The sequence below is a fragment of the Streptomyces sp. NBC_01451 genome (assembly GCF_036227485.1).
In the GTDB taxonomy this organism is placed as follows: Bacteria; Actinomycetota; Actinomycetes; order Streptomycetales; family Streptomycetaceae; genus Streptomyces.
The window spans coordinates 5,551,590-5,572,031 of record NZ_CP109479.1 but is presented as its reverse complement, the minus strand read 5'-3'; the positions used below and the strand labels follow the sequence as shown (position 1 = coordinate 5,572,031).

Genomic DNA, 20,442 nt, shown 5'->3' with positions numbered 1-20,442 from the left:
GCGGCCTCGCGGCCCGCCAAGGCCTCAGCTCTGGCACGACCACCAGCCCCTTTCGCGATCACACACCTGCGTGAGGGACACTTAACCACCAGAACTATGTGCTGATCATGGAGGAGCCACCGGTGGAGTTCGACGTCACGATCGAGATTCCGAAGGGTTCACGGAACAAGTACGAGGTGGACCACGAGACCGGTCGGATCCGTCTGGACCGTCGCCTCTTCACCTCGACCAGTTACCCGGCCGACTACGGCTTCGTCGAGAACACCCTCGGCGAGGACGGCGACCCGCTGGACGCGCTGGTCATCCTGGACGAGCCGACGTTCCCCGGCTGCCTCATCCAGTGCCGCACGATCGGCATGTTCCGGATGACGGACGAGGCCGGCGGCGACGACAAGCTGCTGTGCGTGCCCGCGCACGACCCGCGCGTGGAGCACCTGCGGGACATCCACCACGTGTCGGAGTTCGACCGGCTGGAGATCCAGCACTTCTTCGAGGTCTACAAGGACCTGGAGCCCGGCAAGTCCGTCGAGGGCGCCAACTGGGTGGGCCGTGCGGACGCCGAGGCCGAGATCGAGCGGTCGTACAAGCGCCTCAAGGAGCAGGGCGGCCACTGAGGTCTCCTGGACCCCGTGATGCTCAACGGGCCGCACGCGTGCGCGTGCGGCCCGTTCGTGTGTCTGTGCGCATACTGAGAGGCGTACCGGAGGGGCACGCGCAGGGAGCGACACGGAGTGACGGACGAGGACCGCAAGCCGGCATCCGACGAGGCCAGGGGCGTCTACGCGGTTCCCCGCGGGGGTGCGGCCTCGGCGGGCGGCGACAGTGAGTCGTCCACCACCTCCGAGTTCTCGCTCCCGGAGGGGACGGCCCCGCCGAAGCCCGTCGCCGGTGAGGCCGAGACGACCTCCGAGTTCGCCCTGCCGGACGGGCTCGACGTTCCGCAGCCGCCCGGCGGCGACGCCGGGGGACCGGCCTCGGCCTTCAGCACCCCGCTCACCTACCGGGCGCCCGCGTTCACGCCGCCCCTGGGCATCCCTGTGGTGAGTCTCACCAAGGACGTGCCCTGGCAGGACCGGATGCGCACGATGCTGCGGATGCCGGTGGCCGAACGGCCCGCGCCGGAACGGCTGCAGAAGGCGGCCGAGGAGGACGGACCGGCCGTCCCGCGCGTGCTGGACATGAGCCTGCGTATCGGCGAGCTGCTGCTCGCGGGCGGCGAGGGCGCCGAGGACGTGGAGGCGGCCATGTTCGCCGTCTGCCGGTCCTACGGCCTCGACCGCTGCGAGCCGACCGTCACCTTCACCCTGCTGTCGATCACGTACCAGCCCTCGCTCGTCGAGGATCCGGTGACGGCGTCACGGACGGTCCGGCGCCGGGGCACCGACTACACGCGCCTGGCGGCCGTCTACCGGCTTGTGGACGACCTGAGCGACTCCGAGACCGCCACGACTCTGGAAGAGGCCTACAGGCGCCTCGCGGAGATCCGGCGGAACCGGCACCCGTACCCCGGCTGGGCGCTCACCGTGGCCGCCGGGCTGCTCGCGGGCGCCGCCTCCGTGCTCGTCGGCGGTGACATGGTCGTGTTCGTGGCGGCGGCGCTCGGCGCGATGCTGGGCGACCGGCTGGCGTGGCTGTGCGCGGGGCGCGGGCTGCCGGAGTTCTACCAGTTCACGGTGGCGGCGATGCCGCCGGCCGCGATAGGGATCGCGCTGACGGCCGCGCACGTGGACGTGAAGGCGTCCGCCGTGGTCACCGGTGGGCTGTTCGCGCTGCTGCCCGGGCGGGCGCTGGTGGCCGGGGTGCAGGACGGGCTGACCGGGTTCTACATCACCGCGTCCGCGCGCCTGCTGGAGGTCATGTACTTCTTCGTGGGCATCGTCGTCGGGGTGCTGCTGATCCTGTACTTCGGCGTGAAACTGGGCGCCGAGCTCAACCCTGACGCGGCGCTGGGGAGCGTGGAGCGGCCACTGTGGCAGATCAGCGCGTCCATGCTGCTGTCGCTGACCTTCGCGGTCATGCTCCAGCAGGAACGTTCCACCGTGCTCATCGTGACGCTCAACGGGGGTGTGGCGTGGAGCGTGTACGGCGCGATGTACTACACCGGGGACTTCTCGCCGGTGGCCTCGACGGCCGTCGCGGCGGGGCTGGTCGGGCTGTTCGGGCAGTTGCTGTCGCGGTACCGGTACGCGTCGGCCCTGCCGTACACCACCGCGGCGATCGGGCCCCTGCTGCCCGGTTCGCCGACGTATTTCGGGCTGTTGTCGATCGCGCAGAACGACATGGACGCGGGGCTGGTCTCGCTGTCGAAGGCCGCGGCGCTGGCCATGGCCATCGCCATCGGGGTGAATCTCGGGTCGGAGATCTCGCGGTTGTTCTTGAGGGTGCCCACCGGCTCCGCCGGGGGTCGGCGGGCTGCCAAGCGGACGCGGGGGTTTTGAGTTCCGGGTACGTACGCTTGGCGTTGGACGCCCAGGAGTTCGGGGGTTCCGGCTTACCGCGAGCGCAGGTTCGTCGTGGTTGATCGCGCAGTCCCCGCGCCCCCAGGTGGGTGGCCCAGCCGTCAGTTCTGGGGGTAGCCGTTGTTCTGGTTGTTGTACGGGTACTGCTGCTGGTCCTGCTGGTAGCCCTGCGGGTACTGCTGGGCGTAGGGCTGCGGGTCGTAGTACTGGTTCTGGTCGTAGCCCTGGTTCTGGCCGTACTGCTGCTGCCCGTAGCCCTGGTCGTCGTGCTGCTGGGCCGGGGGGACGCGGCGGAGCTGGGTTGTCGCGTCGTCCATCGGGGCCGGCGGGTACTGCTGCTGGGCCGGGGACTCGGGCTGCTGGGGCGGGTTCTTCTTGGCCTTGCCGCGGGCCCGGGCGAACTCGATGATGATCGGGACGACCGAGATGAGGACGATCAGCAGCAGGATCGGTTCGATGTTCTTCTTGACGAAGTCGATGTTGCCGAGCCAGGAGCCGAGCAGGGTGACGCCCGCGCCCCAGAGGACGCCGCCGATCACGTTGAAGGTCAGGAACGAGCGGTACTTCATCCCGCTGACGCCGGCGATGATCGGCGTGAACGTGCGCACGATGGGCACGAAGCGGGCGAGGACCAGGGACTTCGGGCCGTACTTCTCGAAGAACTCGTGGGCCTTGGTGACGTTCTCCTGCTTGAAGAGGCGGGAGTCCGGTCGGTTGAAGAGCGACGGGCCGACCTTCTTGCCGAACATGTAGCCCGCCTGGTCGCCGAGGATCGCGGCGAGGCAGATGAGGGCGACCGCCCCCCACAGGGGGAAGTCCAGGGTGCCCGCGGTGATCAGCAGGCCCGCCGTGAACAGCAGCGAGTCGCCCGGCAGGAAGAAGCCGATGAGCAGACCGGACTCGGCGAACACGATCAGGAGCAGGCCCCAGATGCCGAACTGGTCCAACAGGTAGTCCGGATCCAGCCAGCTCGGTCCGAGGGCAAGCGTCGTCACTGTTCCGGGCTCCTGAGGCTTGGCAGAGATGAGTGCGGAGAAGAGTGGGGCCAAAGCTATCAACGCGAAGTGCCCCCTCCGGGTTCCCTCAGTTTCCATGCGCCACTCCGGGGTGCGCTGTGCGGGAACTGGGGCCACCCTGTGAGGTTATGGGCATCGAAGAATACGGCGGCGGCCAGGGACCTCAGTCCGACGTCCTGGTCGTGACGACGAACGACATCCCCGGCTACCGGGTCGAGCAGGTCATCGGTGAGGTCTTCGGGCTGACCGTGCGGTCGCGGCACCTCGGCAGCCAGATCGGGGCCGGGCTGAAGTCGATGATCGGCGGCGAACTGAAGGGGCTGACGAAGACTCTCGTCGAGACCCGCAACCAGGCCATGGACCGCCTTGTCGAGCAGGCACGCGCGCGTGGCGCCAACGGCGTGCTCGCGTTCCGCTTCGACGTGACCGAGGCCGCGGACGTGGGCACGGAGGTGTGCGCGTACGGGACCGCGGTGGTCCTGGCCCGGGAGTGATCCCGGACCAGGCCGCCTCTACGAGGTACGCGCTATGAGGTGTGCCGGGCCGCGTTCGCCGTGATCGCCTCCCTGAGGTGTTCGGCGAGGCCCGGTCGCATGGAGTCGTAGAACTCCTTGAAGCGCTCGTCGGAGACGTACGTGTCGGCGAGGCCGAGATGGATCTCGTACGTGCATTCGTAGAACCACTTGGTGATGTGCTGCCGGTGTTCCTCGGCCATGGCCGTGGCCGCCTCGCCGGACGGGGGCTCGCCGGCGGCCATCAGGGCGTCGTAGCGCTCGCCCCAGGAGGCCACCTCGGCCTGCATGCGCTGCCAGTCGTCCTTCGTGTAAGTGGCCGCGCGGCGCTGCGACTCCGCGTACGTCTCCGTGCCGCCCCAGCGGCGCTCGGCCTCCTCCGCGTATGCCTCCGGGTCCTTGTCGCCGAAGACCTCGAACTTCTCCTCGGGCGTGAGGTTGATGCCCATTCTGCGTGCCTCCATGGCGTGCTCCACGGCCGCCGCCATCTGCTGGAGCCGTTCGATCCGGGCGGTCAGCAGCTCGTGCTGACGGCGCAGCTGCGCGCGCGGGTCCGCCTTCGGGTCGTCCAGCAGGGCGGCGACCTCTTCGAGCGGGAAGCCGAGCTCCCGGTAGAACAGGATCTGCTGCAGCCGGTCGAGGTCGGCGTCGTCGTAGCGCCGGTGGCCCGCGTGACTGCGTCCGCCCGGCACCAGGAGGCCGATCTCGTCGTAGTGGTGCAGGGTGCGCACCGTGACGCCGGCGAAACCGGCGACCTGTCCCACGCTGTAGCCCACTTCCGCTCCCTTCTCCGTACGCGTTCCACACTGCTTCCTCACCCCGCGTGAGGTGCAAGCCCCGTGACCCGGGCATACCGTCGTACGCATGCCACTGCACCGCGGGGACAGCGAAACACCCGACGACAAGGGGACCGGGCGCAGGCTCGCCGTCAACCCCTTCTACGGGGAGGCGAATCCGGTCGGCGGGATGACCGAGGCTCCGCCCACGCACCGGCTGGCGGACTCCCCGCTGCCGCCGTCGACGGCGTACCAGCTCGTGCACGACGAACTGATGCTCGACGGCAACTCCCGGCTCAACCTGGCCACCTTCGTCACCACCTGGATGGAGCCGCAGGCCGGTGTCCTGATGGGTGAGTGCCAGGACAAGAACATGATCGACAAGGACGAGTACCCGCGCACGGCCGAGCTGGAGCGGCGCTGCGTGGCGATGCTCGCCGACCTGTGGAACGCGCCCGATCCGGCCGCCGCCGTGGGCTGTTCGACCACCGGTTCGAGTGAGGCGTGCATGCTGGCCGGGATGGCGCTGAAGCGGCGGTGGGCCGGGCGCAACGCCGACCGGTATCCGGGGCGGGACGCCCGGCCGAACCTCGTCATGGGCGTCAACGTGCAGGTCTGCTGGGAGAAGTTCTGCAACTTCTGGGAGGTGGAGGCGCGTCAGGTGCCCATGGAGGGCGACCGGTTCCATCTCGATCCGCAGGCGGCGGCCGACCTGTGCGACGAGAACACCATCGGGGTCGTCGGGATCCTCGGGTCGACCTTCGACGGGTCGTACGAGCCCGTCGCGGAGCTGTGCGCGGCCCTGGACGCCCTTCAGGAGCGGACCGGGCTCGACATCCCCGTGCACGTCGACGGGGCGTCAGGGGCCATGGTGGCGCCCTTCCTGGACGAGGACCTGGTGTGGGACTTCCGGCTGCCCCGCGTGGCCTCGATCAACACCTCGGGGCACAAGTACGGGCTGGTCTACCCGGGCGTCGGCTGGGCGCTGTGGCGGGACAAGGAGGCGCTCCCCGAGGAGCTGGTCTTCCGCGTCAACTACCTGGGCGGCGACATGCCGACGTTCGCGCTCAACTTCTCGCGCCCCGGGGCCCAGGTGGTCGCGCAGTACTACACGTTCCTGCGGCTGGGCCGCGACGGCTACCGGGCCGTGCAGCAGTCCACGCGGGACGTGGCACGCTCGCTCGCCGGGCGGATCGAGGAGCTGGGCGACTTCCGGCTCCTGACCCGGGGCGACGAGCTGCCCGTGTTCGCCTTCACGACCGGCGCGGACGTGACCGCGTACGACGTCTTCGACGTCTCGCGGCGGCTGCGCGAGCGGGGCTGGCTGGTACCCGCGTACACCTTCCCGGAGAACCGGCAGGACCTGTCCGTCCTGCGGGTCGTGTGCCGCAACGGGTTCTCCGCGGACCTCGCCGAGCTGTTCCTGGAGGACCTGGGGCGGCTGCTGCCCGAACTGCGCCGGCAGCCGCGCCCCTTGACGCACGACAAGGACGCGGCCACCGGCTTCCACCACTGACGGCCGCCCGACGGGAGGGAGTTACCGGCTCAGGCGGCCGAACCTCCGTACCGCCAGCGGGAAGAAGACCGCCAGCAGGGCCAGCGGCCAGGCGACGGCCGCCCAGAGGTGGCCCGGTTCGCCGCCGGGGTTGCCGAACAGATCGCGTACCGCGGTGGCCGTCCGGGACATCGGGTTCCACTGGACGGCCGTGCCCAGCCAGTCCGGCATGGACCCGGGGGTGGCGATGACGTTGGACAGGAAGCCGACCGGCCAGACCAGGATCTGGACCGCCTGCACCAGCTCCGGCTTCCCGGCCACCATGGCCAGCTGGATGCCGATCCACAGCATGGCGAAGCGGAACAGCAGGAGCAGGCCCACGGCCCCCAGGAGGGCCGTCACGCCCCCGTGGGCACGCCAGCCGATGGCGTATCCCACCGCGAGCATCACGGCGAGCCCCAGGGCCGACTGGAGCATGTCGGCGGCGGAACGGCCCACCAGGACCGCGCCGTTGGCCATGGGCATGGAACGGAAGCGGTCGATGACGCCCTTGTTGAGGTCCTGGGTGACGGCGAGCATCGTGCCCTCCAGGCCGAAGGCCATGGTGAGCGCGAGCATGCCGGGGACCAGGTAGTCGACGTAGTTCCCGCTCACCTCCCGGCCGCCGCCGATCAGATAGCCGAACATCAGCAGCAGCATCACCGGGAACACCAGTCCGACCAGCACCTGGACCGGCTGCCGTGCCCAGTGGGCGAGTTCGCGGCGGGTCATGGTCCAGCAGTCGGCCAACGCGCGCGTGCCCGGCCCACCGGTCGCCCTGTATATCTCGTGTGTCCCGTACGTCGTCACACGGCCTCCTTGGTCCGCTCGTCGCCCCCGGTGAGGTCCAGGAACACCTCGTCCAGCGTCGGGCGCCGCAGGGCGATGTCCTCGGCCTCGATCCCGGCCGCCTCCAGGGCCCGTACGACCCCGGAGAGCGCCGCCATGCGGTCGGTGACCGGGGCGCTCAGCAGCCGACGGTCGGGGTCCACGGAGACGCCCGCGGCGGGTACGGGCAACAGGGCGACGGCAGCGCCCAGTTGGCCGGCGTCGCGCAGGACGACGTCGATGCGGTCGCCGCCCGTGGCGGCCTTCAGCTCGTCCGGTGTGCCGTCGGCGACGACCCGTCCCCGGTCGACGACCGAGACGCGGTCGGCGAGCTGGTCGGCCTCCTCCAGGTACTGGGTGGTGAGCAGCACCGTCGTACCGCCGCCGACGAGGGAGCGGACCGCGGTCCACACCTCGGTGCGGCCGCGCGGGTCGAGGCCGGTCGTCGGTTCGTCCAGGAACAGCACCTCCGGGTCGGTGATGAGGGAGGCGGCGAGGTCCAGGCGGCGGCGCATTCCGCCGCTGTAGTGCTTGACCGCCTTGCGGCCGGTGTCCGCGAGCCCGAAGCGGGCGAGGAGCTCGCCGGCCCGCACGCGCGCGTGGCGGGCGCCCAGGTGGTGGAGGCGGCCGAACATCTCCAGGTTCTGCCGGCCGCTCAGCTCCTCGTCGAGCGCCGCGTGCTGGCCGAGCAGACCGATACGGAACCGGACCTCCCGGGCCTCGGTCAGCACGTCGTGCCCGGCCACCTCGACGCGGCCGCCGTCGGGCCTGAGCAGCGTGCACAGGATGCGGACCAGGGTCGTCTTGCCCGCGCCGTTCGGCCCGAGCACGCCGTGCACCGTGCCTCGGGCGACCAGCAGGTCGAGTCCGGACAGTGCCTCTCTGCCGCCGTACTTCTTGTGTGCGCCTTCGACGGTGATCGCCGTGTCGGCCACAGAATCCCCCCTGGCTAGTCAAACTTGATTACCTCTCGAAGGTAATCCCCCGAGGAGCATTGGTCAAACTTGATCAGTGCGGGACTATCGCCAGTCCCCGGGATGCCTGTCCCCCGTCGCGTACGGGTTCTCCTCGCCCTCGGCCAGGACGCCGACGAACGGTTCGCCCTCCCCCGCGAAGGTGTACGCCCCGCCCTCGATCCGGGCGATCAGACCCAGCGTCCACTCGGCCTCGGCGTCGGCCGTGTGGAGCCACAGGTTCATGATCTCGCCGATGTGGCCGAGCTGTCCGGGGCCGTCCTCAGGGACGTAGTGCTCGGTGACCGAGGAGCGCCACTCGCCGATGCGCCGGGTGCGTTCCCTGAGGAGGGTCACCGCCTCCTCGCGCGGCAGGTCGACGATGAAGCCGATGGCCGCGGACTTGACGTCCATCTTCTGGTCGTACGAGGTCAGGGCCTCGCGCAGCAGCTTCAGGAACTCCTCGGTGCCCTCGCCGGTGATCTCGTACTCCGTGCGGGGCGGGCCGCCGGCCGTGGAGGGCGCGATCTCGTGCGCGTGCAGCAGCCCCTGCTTGGCCATCTGCTTGAGCGCGTGGTAGATCGAGCCGGGCTTGGCGTTGGACCACTCGTGCGCGCCCCAGTACTCCAGGTCGTTGCGCACCTGGTAGCCGTGGGCCCGCCCGTGCTGACGGACCGCGCCGAGCACGAGGAGACGGATCGCTGACATGCGGGCCACACTAGGGCCCTGGCGTCAAGCGGCCCGCTCCCGGGCCACCAGCTCGAAGGCGGTGGCGCCGTCGAGGGACTCGCGGATGATGTCGGCGTGACCGGCGTGCCGGGCGGTCTCGCGGATCAGGTGCAGCGCCAGCCAGCGCATCGAGACCCGGCCCTCCGGCGGGAACCAGGGGTCCGGCGGCAGCGCGAAGGTGTCGTCGAGGCTCGGCACGGACCGCAGGAACGCCTCGGTCTCGGCGGCGACCTTCTCCCAGTACGCGAGCTGCGAGGCGACGGTCTCCCCCTCGACGAGGGCGAAACACTCGTGCCAGTTCGACTCGTCCCGCTTGACGGCCGGCGCCTCCCCCTTGGCCCGCGCGATCCAGCCCTGCTCGACCTCGGCGACATGCTTGAGCAGCCCGGAGAGGGACAGCTCGCTGGCGCTGGGGCGGGAGGCGGCCTGCTCGTCGGTCAGCCCCAGCAGGGCCCGCCGGATGCCGCCGCGCTGCTCCTCGATGAAGGAGAGAAGCGCTCCGAGCTCGTCGCCGGGTGCTTCGGAGGGGACGTGAGTGACCATGGTGGGCCGCCTTTCATCGGGTCGTGCGGGCGTTCCTGCCTGACACCGACGAAGTTACGGGGGCTTGCGGTCAGGTTCTGTCCGCAAGCCCCTCGGGTCACCCAAAAGCTTCCACGACGTTCCACGACGCCCCTGGGACGGGACGTGCTCAGAACGGGAAGAAGCTCCGCCCGTGCTGCACCGAGATCCACTTCTGGGTCGTGAAGGCCTCCACCGTCGCGTCGCCGTTCAGGCGGCCGATGCCGGAGGACTTCTCGCCGCCGAAGGCGACCAGGGGCTCGTCGTGGACCGTGCCGTCGTTGACGTGGAACATGCCCGTGTCGATCCGCTTGGCGAAGGCGACACCGCGTTCCACGTCGGCCGTGTGGACGGCGCCACTGAGGCCGTACGGCGTGTTGTTGACGAGGCGGACCGCCTCCTCCTCGCCGTCGAAGGGGACGAGGAGGGCCACCGGGCCGAAGATCTCCTGCTTGAGGATGGGCGAGTCGGCGGGGAGATCGGTCAGGACCGAGGGCTCGACCAGGTTGTCCGTCGTCGTGCCGTGGAGCAGCGCCGTCGCGCCCTCCTCCAGTGCTCGTCGTACGACACCCGAAATCGCCTCCGCCTGGGAGGAGTTGATCACCGGGCCGATGACCGTCGCGGGGTCGTTCGGGTCGCCGACCTTCAGGGACCTCACCTTGGCCACGAACTTCTCGGTGAACTCGGCGGCGATCGAACGGTCCACCAGGACACGGTTGGCGGCCATGCAGACCTGGCCCTGGTGGACGTACCGGCTGAAGACCGCGGCGTCGACCGCGTAGTCGATGTCCGCGTCGTCCAGGACCACCAGGGCGCTGTTGCCGCCGAGTTCGAGGACCACGTTCTTGAAGAGGGGCGCGCAGACGGCGGCGACGTGGCGGCCGACGGCGTCGGAGCCGGTGAAGGAGATGACCTTCGGGACCGGGTGTTCGAGGAACGCGTCGCCGATCTCGGCTATGTCCGTGATGACGACGTTCAGGAGGCCGGGCGGCAGGCCCGCGTCCTCGAAGATCTTCGCGACCAGGGAGCCGCCGACGACCGGGGTGTCCTGGTGCGGCTTGAGGACGACGCCGTTGCCCAGGGCCAGCGCCGGGGCGACCGACTTCAGGGAGAGCAGGAAGGGGAAGTTGAAGGGGCTGATCACGCCCACCACACCCACCGGGACGCGGTAGACGCGGTTCTCCTTGCCCTCGACCGGCGACGGGACGATCTGCCCCTCGGGGGCCAGTGCCAGGCGGATCGACTCGCGCAGGAACTCCTTGGCGAGGTGCAGTTCGAAGCCGGCCTTGAGGTGCGTGCCGCCGAGTTCGGCGATGATCGCCGCGGCGATCTCCTGTTCACGGTCCTCGATGATGCGCAGGGCCTTCTCGAAGACCGTGCGGCGGGCGTACGGACTGGTCGCGGCCCAGTCCTTCTGGGCCGCGGCGGCGGCCCGGTACGCCTCGTCGACCTCGTCCACCGTGGCGATCGTGATCGACGCGAGCTTCTCGCCGTCGTACGGATTGAAGTCGATGATGTCCCAGGAGCCGGTACCCGGGCGCCACTCACCGCCGATGTACTGCTGCGCGAGGTCGGTGAAGTAGTACTCAAGCGACGACATGCGATCCCTCAATCCCTCAATCCCGTATCACGGTCTGATCACACGTCATCGTACGTGCGTCCAAAGGGAGTTGGGGGTTGATCAGGGACCCAGGTCAGGAGAGCTGCAACAGGCCCCTCAGCAGGTCCCGGCTCTCGTCCGGGCCGGGGCTGTCCTGCTGCAGCTCCTTCATCGCCTTCTCGTACTGCGTGACGTCCTCCGCCTTGTCCAGGTACAGCGCGCTGGTGAGCTGCTCGAGGAAGATCACGTCGGACAGGTCGGACTCCGGGAAGCTCAGGATCGTGAACGCGCCGCTCTCGCCGGAGTGCCCGCCGAAGCCGAACGGCATGATCTGGAGCCGTACGTTGGGGCGCTCGGAGATCTCGATCAGATGCTGGAGCTGGCCGCGCATCACCTCGCGGTCGCCGTACGGGCGGCGCAGCGCGGCCTCGTCCAGGACGACGTGGAACTCCGGGCCGCCGGTGGACAGGAGGTACTTCTGCCGCTCCATGCGCAGGGCGACACGGCGCTCGATGTCGGCGGGGCTCGCGCCCTTCATGCCGCGTTCGACGACCGCACGCGCGTAGGCCGCCGTCTGCAGCAGACCGTGCACGAACTGCACCTCGTAGGCGCGGATCAGCGATGCCGCGCCCTCCAGGCCCACGTAGGTGGGGAACCAGTTGGGCAGCACATCGGAGTAACTGTGCCACCAGCCCGCGACGTTGGCCTCCCTGGCGAGCGAGAGGAGCGCGTTGCGCTCGGCCTCGTCGTTGACGCCGTACAACGTCAGCAGGTCCTCGACGTCGCGTGTCTTGAAGCTCACCCGGCCCAGCTCCATACGGCTGATTTTCGATTCGGAGGCACGGATCGAGTAACCCGCCGCCTCTCGCGTGATGCCCCGCGCCTCACGCAGTCGCCTCAGGTGTGATCCGAGCAACATGCGTCGCACCACCGATCCCGGCTCTCCCGCGCTCACGTTCGTCACCCTCCCCAACCTCTCCAGGGGCCGCAGTCTGCCACTAAAACACTCCGAGCAGTACTCGTCCGGTTACTCAAATGGGAAGACGTCAGAGCGTACGCACAGGTAGAGGCAAGGGGAAGACCAGCCAGAGGTGAAAAGTTGGCGGAAAAAATGACCAAGAAGCGGTACGGGTGGGTCCAATTCAGGCGCGTGCACGTGCATCTGCCCTTGCATCCGCCGTACGCATCGGAAACCATGGTCTCGCGCCACCGCTGCATCGCAAGGACTGCATCGCAACGACCGCGATCTCCCGGGAGTGCCTCGCATGGGGATGAATGGATCGACCATGCTCGAGCCTTTAAGGCAGGGACTTCCGCCACTGGATCCCTCGGCCGTGTCCAACGCGGCGTCGTGCGCGCTGCCCGCCCGCTACGAAGCGGTGCGCGAGGCACGGCAGTTCAGTCGCAGAACACTCACCCAGTGGGACATCGGCGACCGTCTGGACGACGTCTGCCTGGTCGTCTCCGAGCTGGTCACCAACGCTCTTCGGCACGCGCTGCCCACGGACCCCCCGCACACCTCGCCCCAGGAGCCGCCCGTCCGGCTGCACCTGATGCGCTGGACCGAGCGGCTGGTGTGCGCGGTGCGCGACCCCAGCAGGGAGAGTCCGGTGGCGTACGACACCGAGGAGTTCTCGGAGGACTTCTCGGCCGAGTCGGGCCGGGGTCTGTTCCTCGTCGACTCGTTCAGCGACAGCTGGGGCTGGCACCCGCTCTCGGGCGCGCTGGGCGGCAAGGTCGTCTGGGCACTGTTCGGGCTGCACTCCGCCGAGTGAGGCACGGCGGAGTTTCTTCGGGCCACTTTTCTACGCGCGTCACGGCCCGTGTCACGGCTGTTACGCCCTGCTTGTCCCGACTCCGGGGCCTCCGGAGCGGAGACGGCCGCGGGGCGGTCAGCTCGCGGTCAGGTGGTCGAACTCGCCGTCCTTGATGCCCAGGAGCATCGCCTCGATCTCGGCGCGCGTGTAGACGAGCGCCGGACCGTCGGGGAAGCGCGAGTTGCGTACCGCCACCTCGCCGCCGGGCAGCCGCGCGAACTCGACGCAGGAGCCCTGCGAGTTGCTGTGCCGGCTCTTCTGCCAGGCGGCGACCCCGTCCAGCCGCGCGGCGGCCATGCCGTTGTACACGCCGGACTCATCGGCTGCGCCAACGCCGTACACGTCGTGGTCCACAGGTCGCTCCCTGGTGGTGCACTGGCTGGTGAGGCCATTGGTGCGGTGGTCAACTCTGCCGGATCATAACTCTGTTCACGTGCAGACGCATGGGCGGATGCACAGGCGTATGCAAGGGCATACGCACGGTCAGATGCACGTGCACGCCAGGTGTTCGCGCCACTACTCACCTTGACGCACGCGCGCCCCCGCGCGTTCCCCCGCACGCCCGCACCCCCGTCTCCCGGGGCGTACGGAGACGGGGGTGCGGGTGGGGCGGCGGCGGGGGCGCGCGAACAGATCGCGCAGGTCGCGCGGGGCGCGGCGGCTACCGGGACACGTACGGCAGCAGTGCCATCTCCCTGGCGTTCTTGATCGCGCGGGCGAGCAGCCGCTGCTGCTGGGCCGAGACGCGGGTGACCCGGCGGCTGCGGATCTTGCCGCGGTCGGAGATGAACTTCCGCAGCAGATCCGTGTCCTTGTAGTCGATGTACGTGATCTTCGCCGCGTCCAGCGGGTTGGGGCGGGCCTTGAGGGGCTTGCGTTCGATCTTGCGGGCCATGTCGGGGTCAGACCTCCAGGAGGGTGTCGAAGGCGGGCGGCAGGCGCTTCCAGGCGGTGCGCCCGCCGGCGTACTCCGCGTCGGTGAGCAGGCAGGACTCCAGGAGCTGTTCGAGTCCGTCGCGGTCGAGGCCGGGGGACGTGAACACCAGGTGCTGGCAGCAGTCGCCGTGCTCGGGGTGCCAGTCGAGGGCGGCGGCGGCCCGGCGCACGGGCTCGACCATGTCCCAGGCCGCGTCCGGGAGGGAGGCGAGCCAGGGACCCGCGCTCTCCACGCACAGCGCGCCGCCCGCCGCGTCCCAGTGGAGCAGCGTGTCGGGGTGGTCGGCGAGCCAGAACCGGCCCCGGCTGCGCGCGGCGGCGCAGGTCAGGTCCTCCAGGGCCTCGTACAGCCGCTCCGGGTGGAAGGGGCGGCGGCGGTGCCACACGAGGGTGGACACGCCGTGCGCGTCGGCCTCCGCGGGCAGCAGCGCGCACGCCGGGTGCTGAGCCGCGGCGGCGGCCTCGACGTCGAATCCGGCGAGGGCGGCGGAGGCGAGGGCCGAGAGCGGCGCCGCTTCCCTGCCGGACCCGCAGGCCGGGTCGGCCGCGTCGGGCGCGCCCGCCAAGTCCCCTGGGTGGCCGCCCGTGACGGGGACCTGGCGGGCTGTCGGGTGGAGCTGCGCGAGCAGCTCGCGGTCCTCGTCGTCGGCGTCCGGGGAGTCGACGAGGGCGAGGACGGTGGCGTACTCCAGCTGGCGTGCGAAGGTGTCCGCGACCGTGCGCTGGTCGGTGGCCGCGGCGGCGAGGCCGCGCTCGGCCAGGTCGTCGCCGTTGCCGAGGTACGGCAGCAGCAGTGCCGGGTCGACGGCGGTGATGACGCCGGTGACCGTGAGGCCGCCGGCCGTCACCACCTCGGCCATCGCCTTGGGCTCGACGGAGTCCCACAGCTCGACGATCGCCAGCCGGGTCCGCCCGGCCTCCGCGAGCCGCCGCAGCTCCGGGACGAGGTCCTCGCGCAGGGCGCAGCACGCGCAGTCGTTGACCAGGGGCGCCTCGCCCGCGGAGAGGATGCCGCTGGTGTCGCTGACGGTCCGCACGACCGTCCCGGCGACGGCCGTGGCGAGGTCGTGGTGGAGTACGACGCTGCCGGGCACGTCGGCGAGCAGCCGCGCGACGGCGGCCTTGCGGGCGTCGGCGTGCAGTCCGCCGACGATCGCCACGGAGAGTTCGTGAGCCCCGGAGGACCCGTGCTCATGCACCTGCACGTGTGTTTCCTCAGTCCTTCTTGCCGTACCGGCGCTCGAAGCGCTCCACCCGGCCGGCCGTGTCCAGGACGCGGGCCGTGCCGGTGTAGAAGGGGTGGCTGACGTTCGAGATCTCGACGTCGACGACGGGGTAGGTGTTGCCGTCCTCCCAGTCGACCGTCTTCTCGCTGGTCATCGTGGACTGGGTGAGGAAGGCGTGGTTCGCGGCCCGGTCACGGAAGACGACGGGCCCGTACGCCGGGTGGATTCCCTTACGCATGGCGGCTGATCAGCGCTCCTCTCGGAAGTCGACGTGACGGCCGGCGACCGGGTCGTACTTGCGCAGGGTCATGCGGTCCGGGTCGTTGCGGCGGTTCTTGCGGGTGACGTAGGTGAAGCCGGTCCCGGCCGTGGACCGGAGTTTGACGACCGGCCGGAGTTCGTTGCGAGCCATGCTGGTATCTTACTGAAAACGACTTCCATTTGCATAGCTTGACCGAGAGAGGTGCGTCACCTTGTCCGCCCACTGCATGCTGTCCGGCGCCCAGCCGGGCTTCGGCAACAACATCAGCCACTCCCACCGGCGTACGTCCCGTCGCTTCAACCCCAACATCCAGTCCAAGCGGTACTGGCTGCCGAGCGAGGGCAGGCACGTCCGGCTGCGGCTGAGCGCGAAGGGGATCAAGACCGTCGACACGATCGGCGTCGAGGCGGCGGTGGCCCGGATCCGGGCCCGCGGGGTCAAGGTCTGACGGGCCGGACGGGACAGAGAGGACAGAGGCGGCAGCGACATGGCGAAGAAGAGCAAGATCGCGAAGAACGAGAAGCGGCAGGAGATCGTCGCCCGGTACGCCCAGCGGCGGGCCGAGCTGAAGGAGATCGTCCGGCGGCCGGCTTCGACGGACGCGGAACGGGCGGCGGCCCGGCGGGAACTGGAACGGCAGCCTCGTGACGCGAGCGCCACGCGCGTGCGCAACCGGGACCAGGTGGACGGGCGGCCCCGCGGGTACTTCCGGGCGTTCGGACTGTCCCGGGTCGGCCTGCGTTCACAGGCGCATGCAGGGTTCCTCCCAGGCGTTCGCAAGTCGTCCTGGTAGCTTGCTGCGGTCGTGTCGTGCGGTCGTTACGGCTATTGCCGGCGGCTACTGGTTGGGAGCTTCCCGGTGAATTCGGTGACGTACGCGCGCGCGTTGGCGCGCAGGGCTGGTGCGGCCTCGGCGGCCGGGGTGGTTGCGGTGCTCCTGCTTGCCGGGTGCAGCGGCGACGGGGGGTCCGACGACGGGTCGGCGAGTGGCGGTACGGACTCGTCGGCCTCGCCCTCCGCACCGTCCCCCTCCGCCTCCGACGCGGGCGGCGGTGACGGCAGCAGCGGTTCGACCACCACGGACAGTGCGCTGGTGGGCAGCTGGCTGACCACCAGCAAGGGCAGTGCCGTGGCGCTGGTGATCACCGGGACGAAGGCCGGGTTGTTCGCCACCGGGGGGACCGTGTGCAGCGGTACGGCGGGCAAGGAGGCGGGGATGCAGATGGTCCACCTCACCTGCTCGGACGGGACCAAGGAAAGGACCGGGGGGATGGTCGACTCCGTCGACAGGACGTCGATGAAGATCACCTGGTCGAGCAGCCTCGGCACCGAGACGTACACCAAGTCGCAGGGCGGTCAGCTCCCGTCGGGGCTGCCCACGGCGGGCCTGGGGTCCTGAGCCGAGGCGCGGCGCGCGTTCATGGCGGGGTGCGCCAGGCGTTCTGTCCCGGCAGGCGCGGGCGGGCGTGCAGTGCCGCCCGGTCCGCCGCCGCCGTGCCCTCCGTCCAGCCCGCCTCGTCGGTCACGCCTCGCAGGCGGGTCGTCGTGGTCGTCGGGAACATCTGGTCCAGGTGGGCGGTGACGGCCAGGTCACGGGTGGCCAGGACCGGGAGGAGGGGGGCGGTGGTCTGCGTTGCCGCCGCCGCGTCGGCCGTCTCCGCTGCCGCCGCCGCTGCCAGGCGGGTGCCCGTCTTGTGGGCGTAGGCGGCCAGGAAGGACTGGCGGAAGGTCTTCGTCCGGTTGCGGCCCTTCGCCCGCTGCGCGGCCTCCGCCTTCGTCATCGCCGTCGTGGCCTGCACCAGCAGGGACGTGTAGAGGAGTTCCACCGCCTCCAGGTCGGGTTCGAAGCCCACCACCGTGGAGAAGCCCAGCGCCTCGTTCCACACCGCCCGGCAGCGGTTCGCCTCGGCCACGGCGTGCAGGAGAACCGCCTTGGCCTCCTCGTACGGGGCGTCCACACCGAGGCGGCACGCGCGCGGGACGTCGCCCGCCGGGGCGCCGGCCGCGAGCAGGGCCTCGTCGATGCTGTGCCGGGCCATCAGTTCCTGGGCCTTCGCGCTCAGCGCCTCGGCCTCCTCGGGGAACCCGGTGGCCTCCGCCTTGGCCAGCAGCGCGCGGATACGGGGCAGCATGCGGGACTCCGGGTGCCCCCGGCGCGCGCCCTCCCCCGGCCCTGCCCGCTGTTCGTCCAGGGGTTCCAGTGTCGGCAGGGTCAGCAGCAGGCGGTACAGCTCCAGGACCGTCGTCGCGTGCGTGAAGCGGTCCGTGCGGGGTGGGGCGGGGGCTGCGGCGAGGTCGGCCAGCTGTTCCGTCCAGCGGCGGTCCCGGACCCGGTCGTTCGGCACCTGGGCGGTGATCAGGGCCGACACCAGGCGTACGTGCACGTCGTCCAGCTCGCGCCGGACCAGGCGTACGACGTCGGCCGGCTGCCAGCCCCGGCGCCATGCGGACGCCACGAACTCCTCGCCGCGCCGGGCGAGTTCGGCGTCCGCGGCCGGGTCGGCGGCGAGCAGGGACGCTCCCGTGTCGAGCGAGGTGTCCGTGTCCGCGTACAGGGCGGCCTGGAAGGCTCGCTCGACGGTGCCGGGCGGAGAGGGCTTGCTGCTGGTCACCCGTCGATCGTTTCATGCCGCCGACACCCACTGTCAACTTCGGGTTGACACCCCCTTGCTGACAACCTACGGTTGACACATGACGACCAATCAGCCCGTCCGGGCCTCCGTACGTCTCGACGACCTCATCGAGGCCATCAAGAAGGTGCACACCGACGCCCTCGATCAGCTCCAGGACGCGGTGATCGCCGCTGATCACCTCGGCGAGGTGGCCGACCATCTGATCGGCCACTTCGTCGACCAGGCACGGCGTTCCGGTGCCTCCTGGACCGACATCGGCAGGAGCATGGGCGTCACCCGGCAGGCCGCGCAGAAGCGGTTCGTGCCGAAGGGCGAGTCGGACCTCGACCCGAGCCAGGGCTTCAGCCGCTTCACGCCACGGGCCAGGAACGTGGTGGTCCTCTCCCAGGAAGGGGCCAAGGCGGCCGGCAACGACCAGATCGGCACCGAGCACCTGATCCTCGGCCTCCTCGCCGACCCGGAGAGCCTCGGGGCGAAGGCCATCACCGCGCAGGGCGTCTCCCTGGACAGCGTGCGGGAGGCCGCGACCGCCGGCCTCCCGCCGCGCGGCGAGAACGACCCCGCCCTCATCCCCTTCGACGCCGGCGCGAAGAAATCCCTCGAACTCACCTTCCGCGAGGCCCTGCGCCTGGGGCACAACTACGTCGGCACCGAGCACATCCTGCTCGCGCTGCTGGAGTTCGAGAACGGTGAGGGAGTGCTGTCCGGCGTCGGTCTCACCAAGGCTGCGACGGAGGAGTACGTCGTCGCGGCCCTCGCCAAGATCAAGGCGGACTTCGCGGGGAAGGGCGAGGAGACGGGCTGAAAGCGCTGGTCACAGGCGTTGTCAGACCCTCCTGCCACACTCGCTTGCATGGCAGTCGTGGCGGAGACGGTCGAGCGGTGGGCGCTCGCTCCGGCCGAGGACGGTGGCGTGGAGGTCGCCCCCCTCGGTCCGGACGGGCTGCCCGCCGGGCCGGTGCGGCGGGAGGCGGATCCCGGCGCGGCCGTCCGTGACCGGCCGGACGTCACGCGCTGGGTGTGGCGGTCCACCCCCGAGGTCTATCCGCGACTGCTCGCCACGGGGGTGCGAGTCGAGCGGTGCTACGACATCGAGGACGCCGAGACGCTCCTGCTCGGCCACGAGGGGCGGCTCGGCGAGCCCCGGTCCGCGGCGGCGGCCCTCGCGAGGCTGCGCGGCGGTCCCGTACCGCCCGATCCGCCGCAGCGGTCCGCCGAACCCGGCGCGCAGTCGCCGCTCTTCGAGCCGGGGCCGGTGCACGTGCCGCTGGCGGACCTGCTGGAGGTGTACGCCGACCAGCAGCGGCGGCACGACGCGACCGCGCACCCGGACCGGATGCGGCTGCTGACGGCCGCCGAGTCGGCGGGGATGCTGGTGGCCGCCGAGATGAACGCGGCGGGGCTGCCATGGCGCGCGGACGTCCATCGCGACCTGCTCCACGAGCTGCTGGGCGAGCGGTTCCCGGGCGGTGGCGAGCCCCGGCGGCTCGCCGAGCTGGCGGACGAGGTGTCGGCGGCGTTCGGGCGCCGGGTGCGGCCCGATCTGCCCGCCGATGTCGTCAAGGCCTTCGCGCAGGCCGGCATCAAGGTGAGGTCCACGCGGAGATGGGAGATCGAGAGCATCGACCATCCGGCGGTGAAGCCCCTCGTCGAGTACAAGAAGCTGTACCGGATCTGGGTCGCGCACGGCTGGTCCTGGCTCCAGGACTGGGTGCGGGACGGGCGGTTCAGGCCCGAGTTCCTCGCGGGCGGGACGGTCACCGGGCGCTGGGTCACCAACGGCGGGGGCGGGCTGCAGATCCCCAAGGTGATCCGGCGGGCCGTGGTCGCCGACCCCGGGTGGCGGCTCGTCGTCGCCGACGCCGACCAGATGGAACCGCGCGTCCTCGCCGCCATCTCGCGCGACCCCGGGCTGATGGAGGTCGCGGGACGGGAGACCGACCTCTACCAGTCCGTCTCCGACCGCGCGTTCTCCGGCGACCGGGAGCAGGCCAAGCTCGCCGTGCTGGGCGCGGTGTACGGACAGACCTCCGGGGACGGCCTCAAGAACCTCGCCGCGCTCAGACGCCGGTTCCCGAAGGCGGTGGCGTACGTCGACGAGGCGGCACGCGCGGGAGAGGAGGGGCGGCTCGTGCGGACCTGGCTGGGGCGTACGTGTCCCCCGGCGGTGCGGGCCAACGACGACTCGGTGGAGGAGGCCGGCATCCCGCTCCCGGAGGACGAGGGCACCGACCCCGGCGGGGGCGCGGGAGGCATGGGAGGTACGGCGGCGCAGGAGTGGGTGCCGGGGTACGCCTCCTCCAACTCCCGTGCCCGGGGCCGCTTCGCGCGCAACTTCGTCGTCCAGGGCAGCGCCGCCGACTGGACCCTGCTGCTGCTCGCCGCACTGCGCCGGACCTGTGCGGGGATGGCGGCCGAGCTGGTCTTCTTCCAGCACGACGAGGTGATCGTGCACTGTCCCGAGGAGGAGGCCGGGACGGTCGTGGCGGCGATCCGGGAGGCGGCGGAACTGGCGGGGCGGCTGACGTTCGGCGAGACGCCGGTGCGGTTTCCGTTCAGTACGGCGGTCGTGGAGTGCTATGCCGACGCCAAGTGACGCG

The 20,442-nt window shown here is 70.6% G+C and carries 24 protein-coding genes; 10 read left to right on the top strand and 14 right to left on the bottom strand.

What is annotated here, in order from left to right; genetic code table 11:
* The first annotated feature begins 122 nt into the window (after positions 1-122).
* Positions 123-614 carry an inorganic diphosphatase gene (locus tag OG595_RS24305; RefSeq protein ID WP_164412192.1) on the top strand — a complete coding sequence of 164 codons (492 nt, stop codon included), beginning with the start codon at positions 123-125 and terminating at the stop codon, positions 612-614.
* A gap of 117 nt (positions 615-731) precedes the next feature.
* Positions 732-2,438 carry a threonine/serine ThrE exporter family protein gene (locus tag OG595_RS24300; protein ID WP_329275343.1) on the top strand — a complete coding sequence of 569 codons (1,707 nt, stop codon included), beginning with the start codon at positions 732-734 and terminating at the stop codon, positions 2,436-2,438.
* Positions 2,439-2,560: 122 nt separating this feature from the next.
* On the opposite strand, the gene OG595_RS24295 is transcribed toward OG595_RS24300, so the two are convergent.
* On the bottom strand, positions 2,561-3,454 hold the full coding sequence (locus OG595_RS24295) for a DedA family protein (protein ID WP_329275341.1): 894 nt from the start codon (positions 3,452-3,454) through the stop codon (positions 2,561-2,563).
* Positions 3,455-3,603: 149 nt separating this feature from the next.
* Here OG595_RS24295 and OG595_RS24290 point away from each other — a divergent pair, with 149 nt between their 5' ends.
* A complete protein-coding gene (locus tag OG595_RS24290) occupies positions 3,604-3,969 on the top strand; it encodes a YbjQ family protein (RefSeq protein WP_164412198.1) in 366 nt (121 codons plus the stop codon).
* Positions 3,970-4,001: 32 nt separating this feature from the next.
* Here the strand turns inward: OG595_RS24290 and OG595_RS24285 are convergent, their stop codons facing one another.
* Positions 4,002-4,763: a MerR family transcriptional regulator gene (locus OG595_RS24285; protein ID WP_329275333.1), complete on the bottom strand. Its 762-nt coding sequence runs from the start codon at positions 4,761-4,763 to the stop codon at positions 4,002-4,004.
* An 88-nt stretch (positions 4,764-4,851) separates the two neighbouring features.
* Between OG595_RS24285 and OG595_RS24280 the strand changes: the two genes are divergently transcribed.
* On the top strand, positions 4,852-6,279 hold the full coding sequence (locus OG595_RS24280) for a glutamate decarboxylase (protein WP_329275331.1): 1,428 nt from the start codon (positions 4,852-4,854) through the stop codon (positions 6,277-6,279).
* Positions 6,280-6,300: 21 nt separating this feature from the next.
* Here OG595_RS24280 and OG595_RS24275 read toward each other — a convergent pair whose 3' ends face one another.
* The 6 genes from OG595_RS24275 to OG595_RS24250 form a co-directional block, all read right to left on the bottom strand.
* A complete protein-coding gene (locus OG595_RS24275) occupies positions 6,301-7,029 on the bottom strand; it encodes an ABC transporter permease (protein WP_329283146.1) in 729 nt (242 codons plus the stop codon).
* 74 nt (positions 7,030-7,103) lie between these two features.
* Entirely contained in the window at positions 7,104-8,060 is a 957-nt protein-coding gene (locus OG595_RS24270; RefSeq protein ID WP_329275329.1) for an ATP-binding cassette domain-containing protein, read from the bottom strand.
* A gap of 84 nt (positions 8,061-8,144) precedes the next feature.
* On the bottom strand, positions 8,145-8,786 hold the full coding sequence (locus OG595_RS24265; RefSeq protein WP_329275325.1) for a PadR family transcriptional regulator: 642 nt from the start codon (positions 8,784-8,786) through the stop codon (positions 8,145-8,147).
* A 24-nt stretch (positions 8,787-8,810) separates the two neighbouring features.
* Positions 8,811-9,350, bottom strand: coding sequence for a DinB family protein (locus OG595_RS24260; RefSeq protein ID WP_329275323.1), 540 nt, complete (start codon positions 9,348-9,350; stop codon positions 8,811-8,813).
* Between the two features lie 148 nt (positions 9,351-9,498).
* On the bottom strand, positions 9,499-10,968 hold the full coding sequence (locus tag OG595_RS24255) for an aldehyde dehydrogenase family protein (RefSeq protein WP_329275321.1): 1,470 nt from the start codon (positions 10,966-10,968) through the stop codon (positions 9,499-9,501).
* A gap of 94 nt (positions 10,969-11,062) precedes the next feature.
* Positions 11,063-11,887, bottom strand: coding sequence for a helix-turn-helix domain-containing protein (locus OG595_RS24250; protein WP_329275319.1), 825 nt, complete (start codon positions 11,885-11,887; stop codon positions 11,063-11,065).
* Between the two features lie 346 nt (positions 11,888-12,233).
* Here OG595_RS24250 and OG595_RS24245 point away from each other — a divergent pair, with 346 nt between their 5' ends.
* The gene (locus OG595_RS24245; protein ID WP_329275317.1) at positions 12,234-12,743 is read left to right on the top strand and encodes an ATP-binding protein; all 510 of its coding nucleotides are present in this window, start codon (positions 12,234-12,236) and stop codon (positions 12,741-12,743) included.
* 117 nt (positions 12,744-12,860) lie between these two features.
* Here OG595_RS24245 and OG595_RS24240 read toward each other — a convergent pair whose 3' ends face one another.
* The 5 genes from OG595_RS24240 to rpmG all read right to left on the bottom strand — a co-directional run bounded on the left by OG595_RS24240 (position 12,861) and on the right by rpmG (position 15,359).
* Positions 12,861-13,139: a DUF397 domain-containing protein gene (locus OG595_RS24240; protein WP_327695600.1), complete on the bottom strand. Its 279-nt coding sequence runs from the start codon at positions 13,137-13,139 to the stop codon at positions 12,861-12,863.
* Positions 13,140-13,446: 307 nt separating this feature from the next.
* Positions 13,447-13,680, bottom strand: coding sequence for a 30S ribosomal protein S18 (gene rpsR / locus OG595_RS24235; protein ID WP_006376563.1), 234 nt, complete (start codon positions 13,678-13,680; stop codon positions 13,447-13,449).
* A gap of 7 nt (positions 13,681-13,687) precedes the next feature.
* Positions 13,688-14,920, bottom strand: coding sequence for a CobW family GTP-binding protein (locus OG595_RS24230; protein WP_329283144.1), 1,233 nt, complete (start codon positions 14,918-14,920; stop codon positions 13,688-13,690).
* 16 nt (positions 14,921-14,936) lie between these two features.
* Complete coding sequence (locus OG595_RS24225; protein WP_329275311.1) at positions 14,937-15,185, bottom strand: type B 50S ribosomal protein L31; 249 nt, start codon at positions 15,183-15,185, stop codon at positions 14,937-14,939.
* Between the two features lie 9 nt (positions 15,186-15,194).
* Entirely contained in the window at positions 15,195-15,359 is a 165-nt protein-coding gene (gene rpmG / locus OG595_RS24220) for a 50S ribosomal protein L33 (protein WP_037717627.1), read from the bottom strand.
* 61 nt (positions 15,360-15,420) lie between these two features.
* On the opposite strand from rpmG, the gene rpmB reads away from it, so the two are divergent.
* The 3 genes from rpmB (at position 15,421) to OG595_RS24205 (ending at position 16,608) form a co-directional block, all read left to right on the top strand.
* The gene (gene rpmB, locus OG595_RS24215) at positions 15,421-15,657 is read left to right on the top strand and encodes a 50S ribosomal protein L28 (RefSeq protein WP_329275304.1); all 237 of its coding nucleotides are present in this window, start codon (positions 15,421-15,423) and stop codon (positions 15,655-15,657) included.
* Between the two features lie 39 nt (positions 15,658-15,696).
* A complete protein-coding gene (gene rpsN, locus OG595_RS24210) occupies positions 15,697-16,002 on the top strand; it encodes a 30S ribosomal protein S14 (RefSeq protein ID WP_329275301.1) in 306 nt (101 codons plus the stop codon).
* Between the two features lie 66 nt (positions 16,003-16,068).
* Positions 16,069-16,608, top strand: coding sequence for a hypothetical protein (locus OG595_RS24205; RefSeq protein ID WP_329275299.1), 540 nt, complete (start codon positions 16,069-16,071; stop codon positions 16,606-16,608).
* Positions 16,609-16,627: 19 nt separating this feature from the next.
* Here the strand turns inward: OG595_RS24205 and OG595_RS24200 are convergent, their stop codons facing one another.
* A complete protein-coding gene (locus OG595_RS24200; protein WP_329275297.1) occupies positions 16,628-17,821 on the bottom strand; it encodes a DUF2786 domain-containing protein in 1,194 nt (397 codons plus the stop codon).
* Between the two features lie 79 nt (positions 17,822-17,900).
* Here OG595_RS24200 and OG595_RS24195 point away from each other — a divergent pair, with 79 nt between their 5' ends.
* Together OG595_RS24195 and OG595_RS24190 are read left to right on the top strand one after the other, a co-directional pair.
* Positions 17,901-18,647 carry a Clp protease N-terminal domain-containing protein gene (locus OG595_RS24195; RefSeq protein WP_329275295.1) on the top strand — a complete coding sequence of 249 codons (747 nt, stop codon included), beginning with the start codon at positions 17,901-17,903 and terminating at the stop codon, positions 18,645-18,647.
* 48 nt (positions 18,648-18,695) lie between these two features.
* On the top strand, positions 18,696-20,438 hold the full coding sequence (locus OG595_RS24190; RefSeq protein WP_329275293.1) for a bifunctional 3'-5' exonuclease/DNA polymerase: 1,743 nt from the start codon (positions 18,696-18,698) through the stop codon (positions 20,436-20,438).
* The last annotated feature ends 4 nt before the right edge of the window (positions 20,439-20,442 follow it).

Coding starts and splice junctions, on each gene's coding strand:
- OG595_RS24290 (WP_164412198.1), top strand. CDS start 3,604: ATGGGCATCGAAGAATACGGCGGCGGCCAGGGACCTCAGTCCGACGTC.
- OG595_RS24280 (WP_329275331.1), top strand. CDS start 4,852: ATGCCACTGCACCGCGGGGACAGCGAAACACCCGACGACAAGGGGACC.
- OG595_RS24275 (WP_329283146.1), bottom strand. CDS start 7,029: ATGACCCGCCGCGAACTCGCCCACTGGGCACGGCAGCCGGTCCAGGTG.
- OG595_RS24265 (WP_329275325.1), bottom strand. CDS start 8,786: ATGTCAGCGATCCGTCTCCTCGTGCTCGGCGCGGTCCGTCAGCACGGG.
- OG595_RS24260 (WP_329275323.1), bottom strand. CDS start 9,350: ATGGTCACTCACGTCCCCTCCGAAGCACCCGGCGACGAGCTCGGAGCG.
- OG595_RS24255 (WP_329275321.1), bottom strand. CDS start 10,968: ATGTCGTCGCTTGAGTACTACTTCACCGACCTCGCGCAGCAGTACATC.
- OG595_RS24250 (WP_329275319.1), bottom strand. CDS start 11,887: ATGTTGCTCGGATCACACCTGAGGCGACTGCGTGAGGCGCGGGGCATC.
- OG595_RS24245 (WP_329275317.1), top strand. CDS start 12,234: ATGGGGATGAATGGATCGACCATGCTCGAGCCTTTAAGGCAGGGACTT.
- rpsR (WP_006376563.1), bottom strand. CDS start 13,680: ATGGCCCGCAAGATCGAACGCAAGCCCCTCAAGGCCCGCCCCAACCCG.
- OG595_RS24225 (WP_329275311.1), bottom strand. CDS start 15,185: ATGCGTAAGGGAATCCACCCGGCGTACGGGCCCGTCGTCTTCCGTGAC.
- rpmG (WP_037717627.1), bottom strand. CDS start 15,359: ATGGCTCGCAACGAACTCCGGCCGGTCGTCAAACTCCGGTCCACGGCC.
- rpsN (WP_329275301.1), top strand. CDS start 15,697: ATGGCGAAGAAGAGCAAGATCGCGAAGAACGAGAAGCGGCAGGAGATC.
- OG595_RS24195 (WP_329275295.1), top strand. CDS start 17,901: ATGACGACCAATCAGCCCGTCCGGGCCTCCGTACGTCTCGACGACCTC.
- OG595_RS24190 (WP_329275293.1), top strand. CDS start 18,696: ATGGCAGTCGTGGCGGAGACGGTCGAGCGGTGGGCGCTCGCTCCGGCC.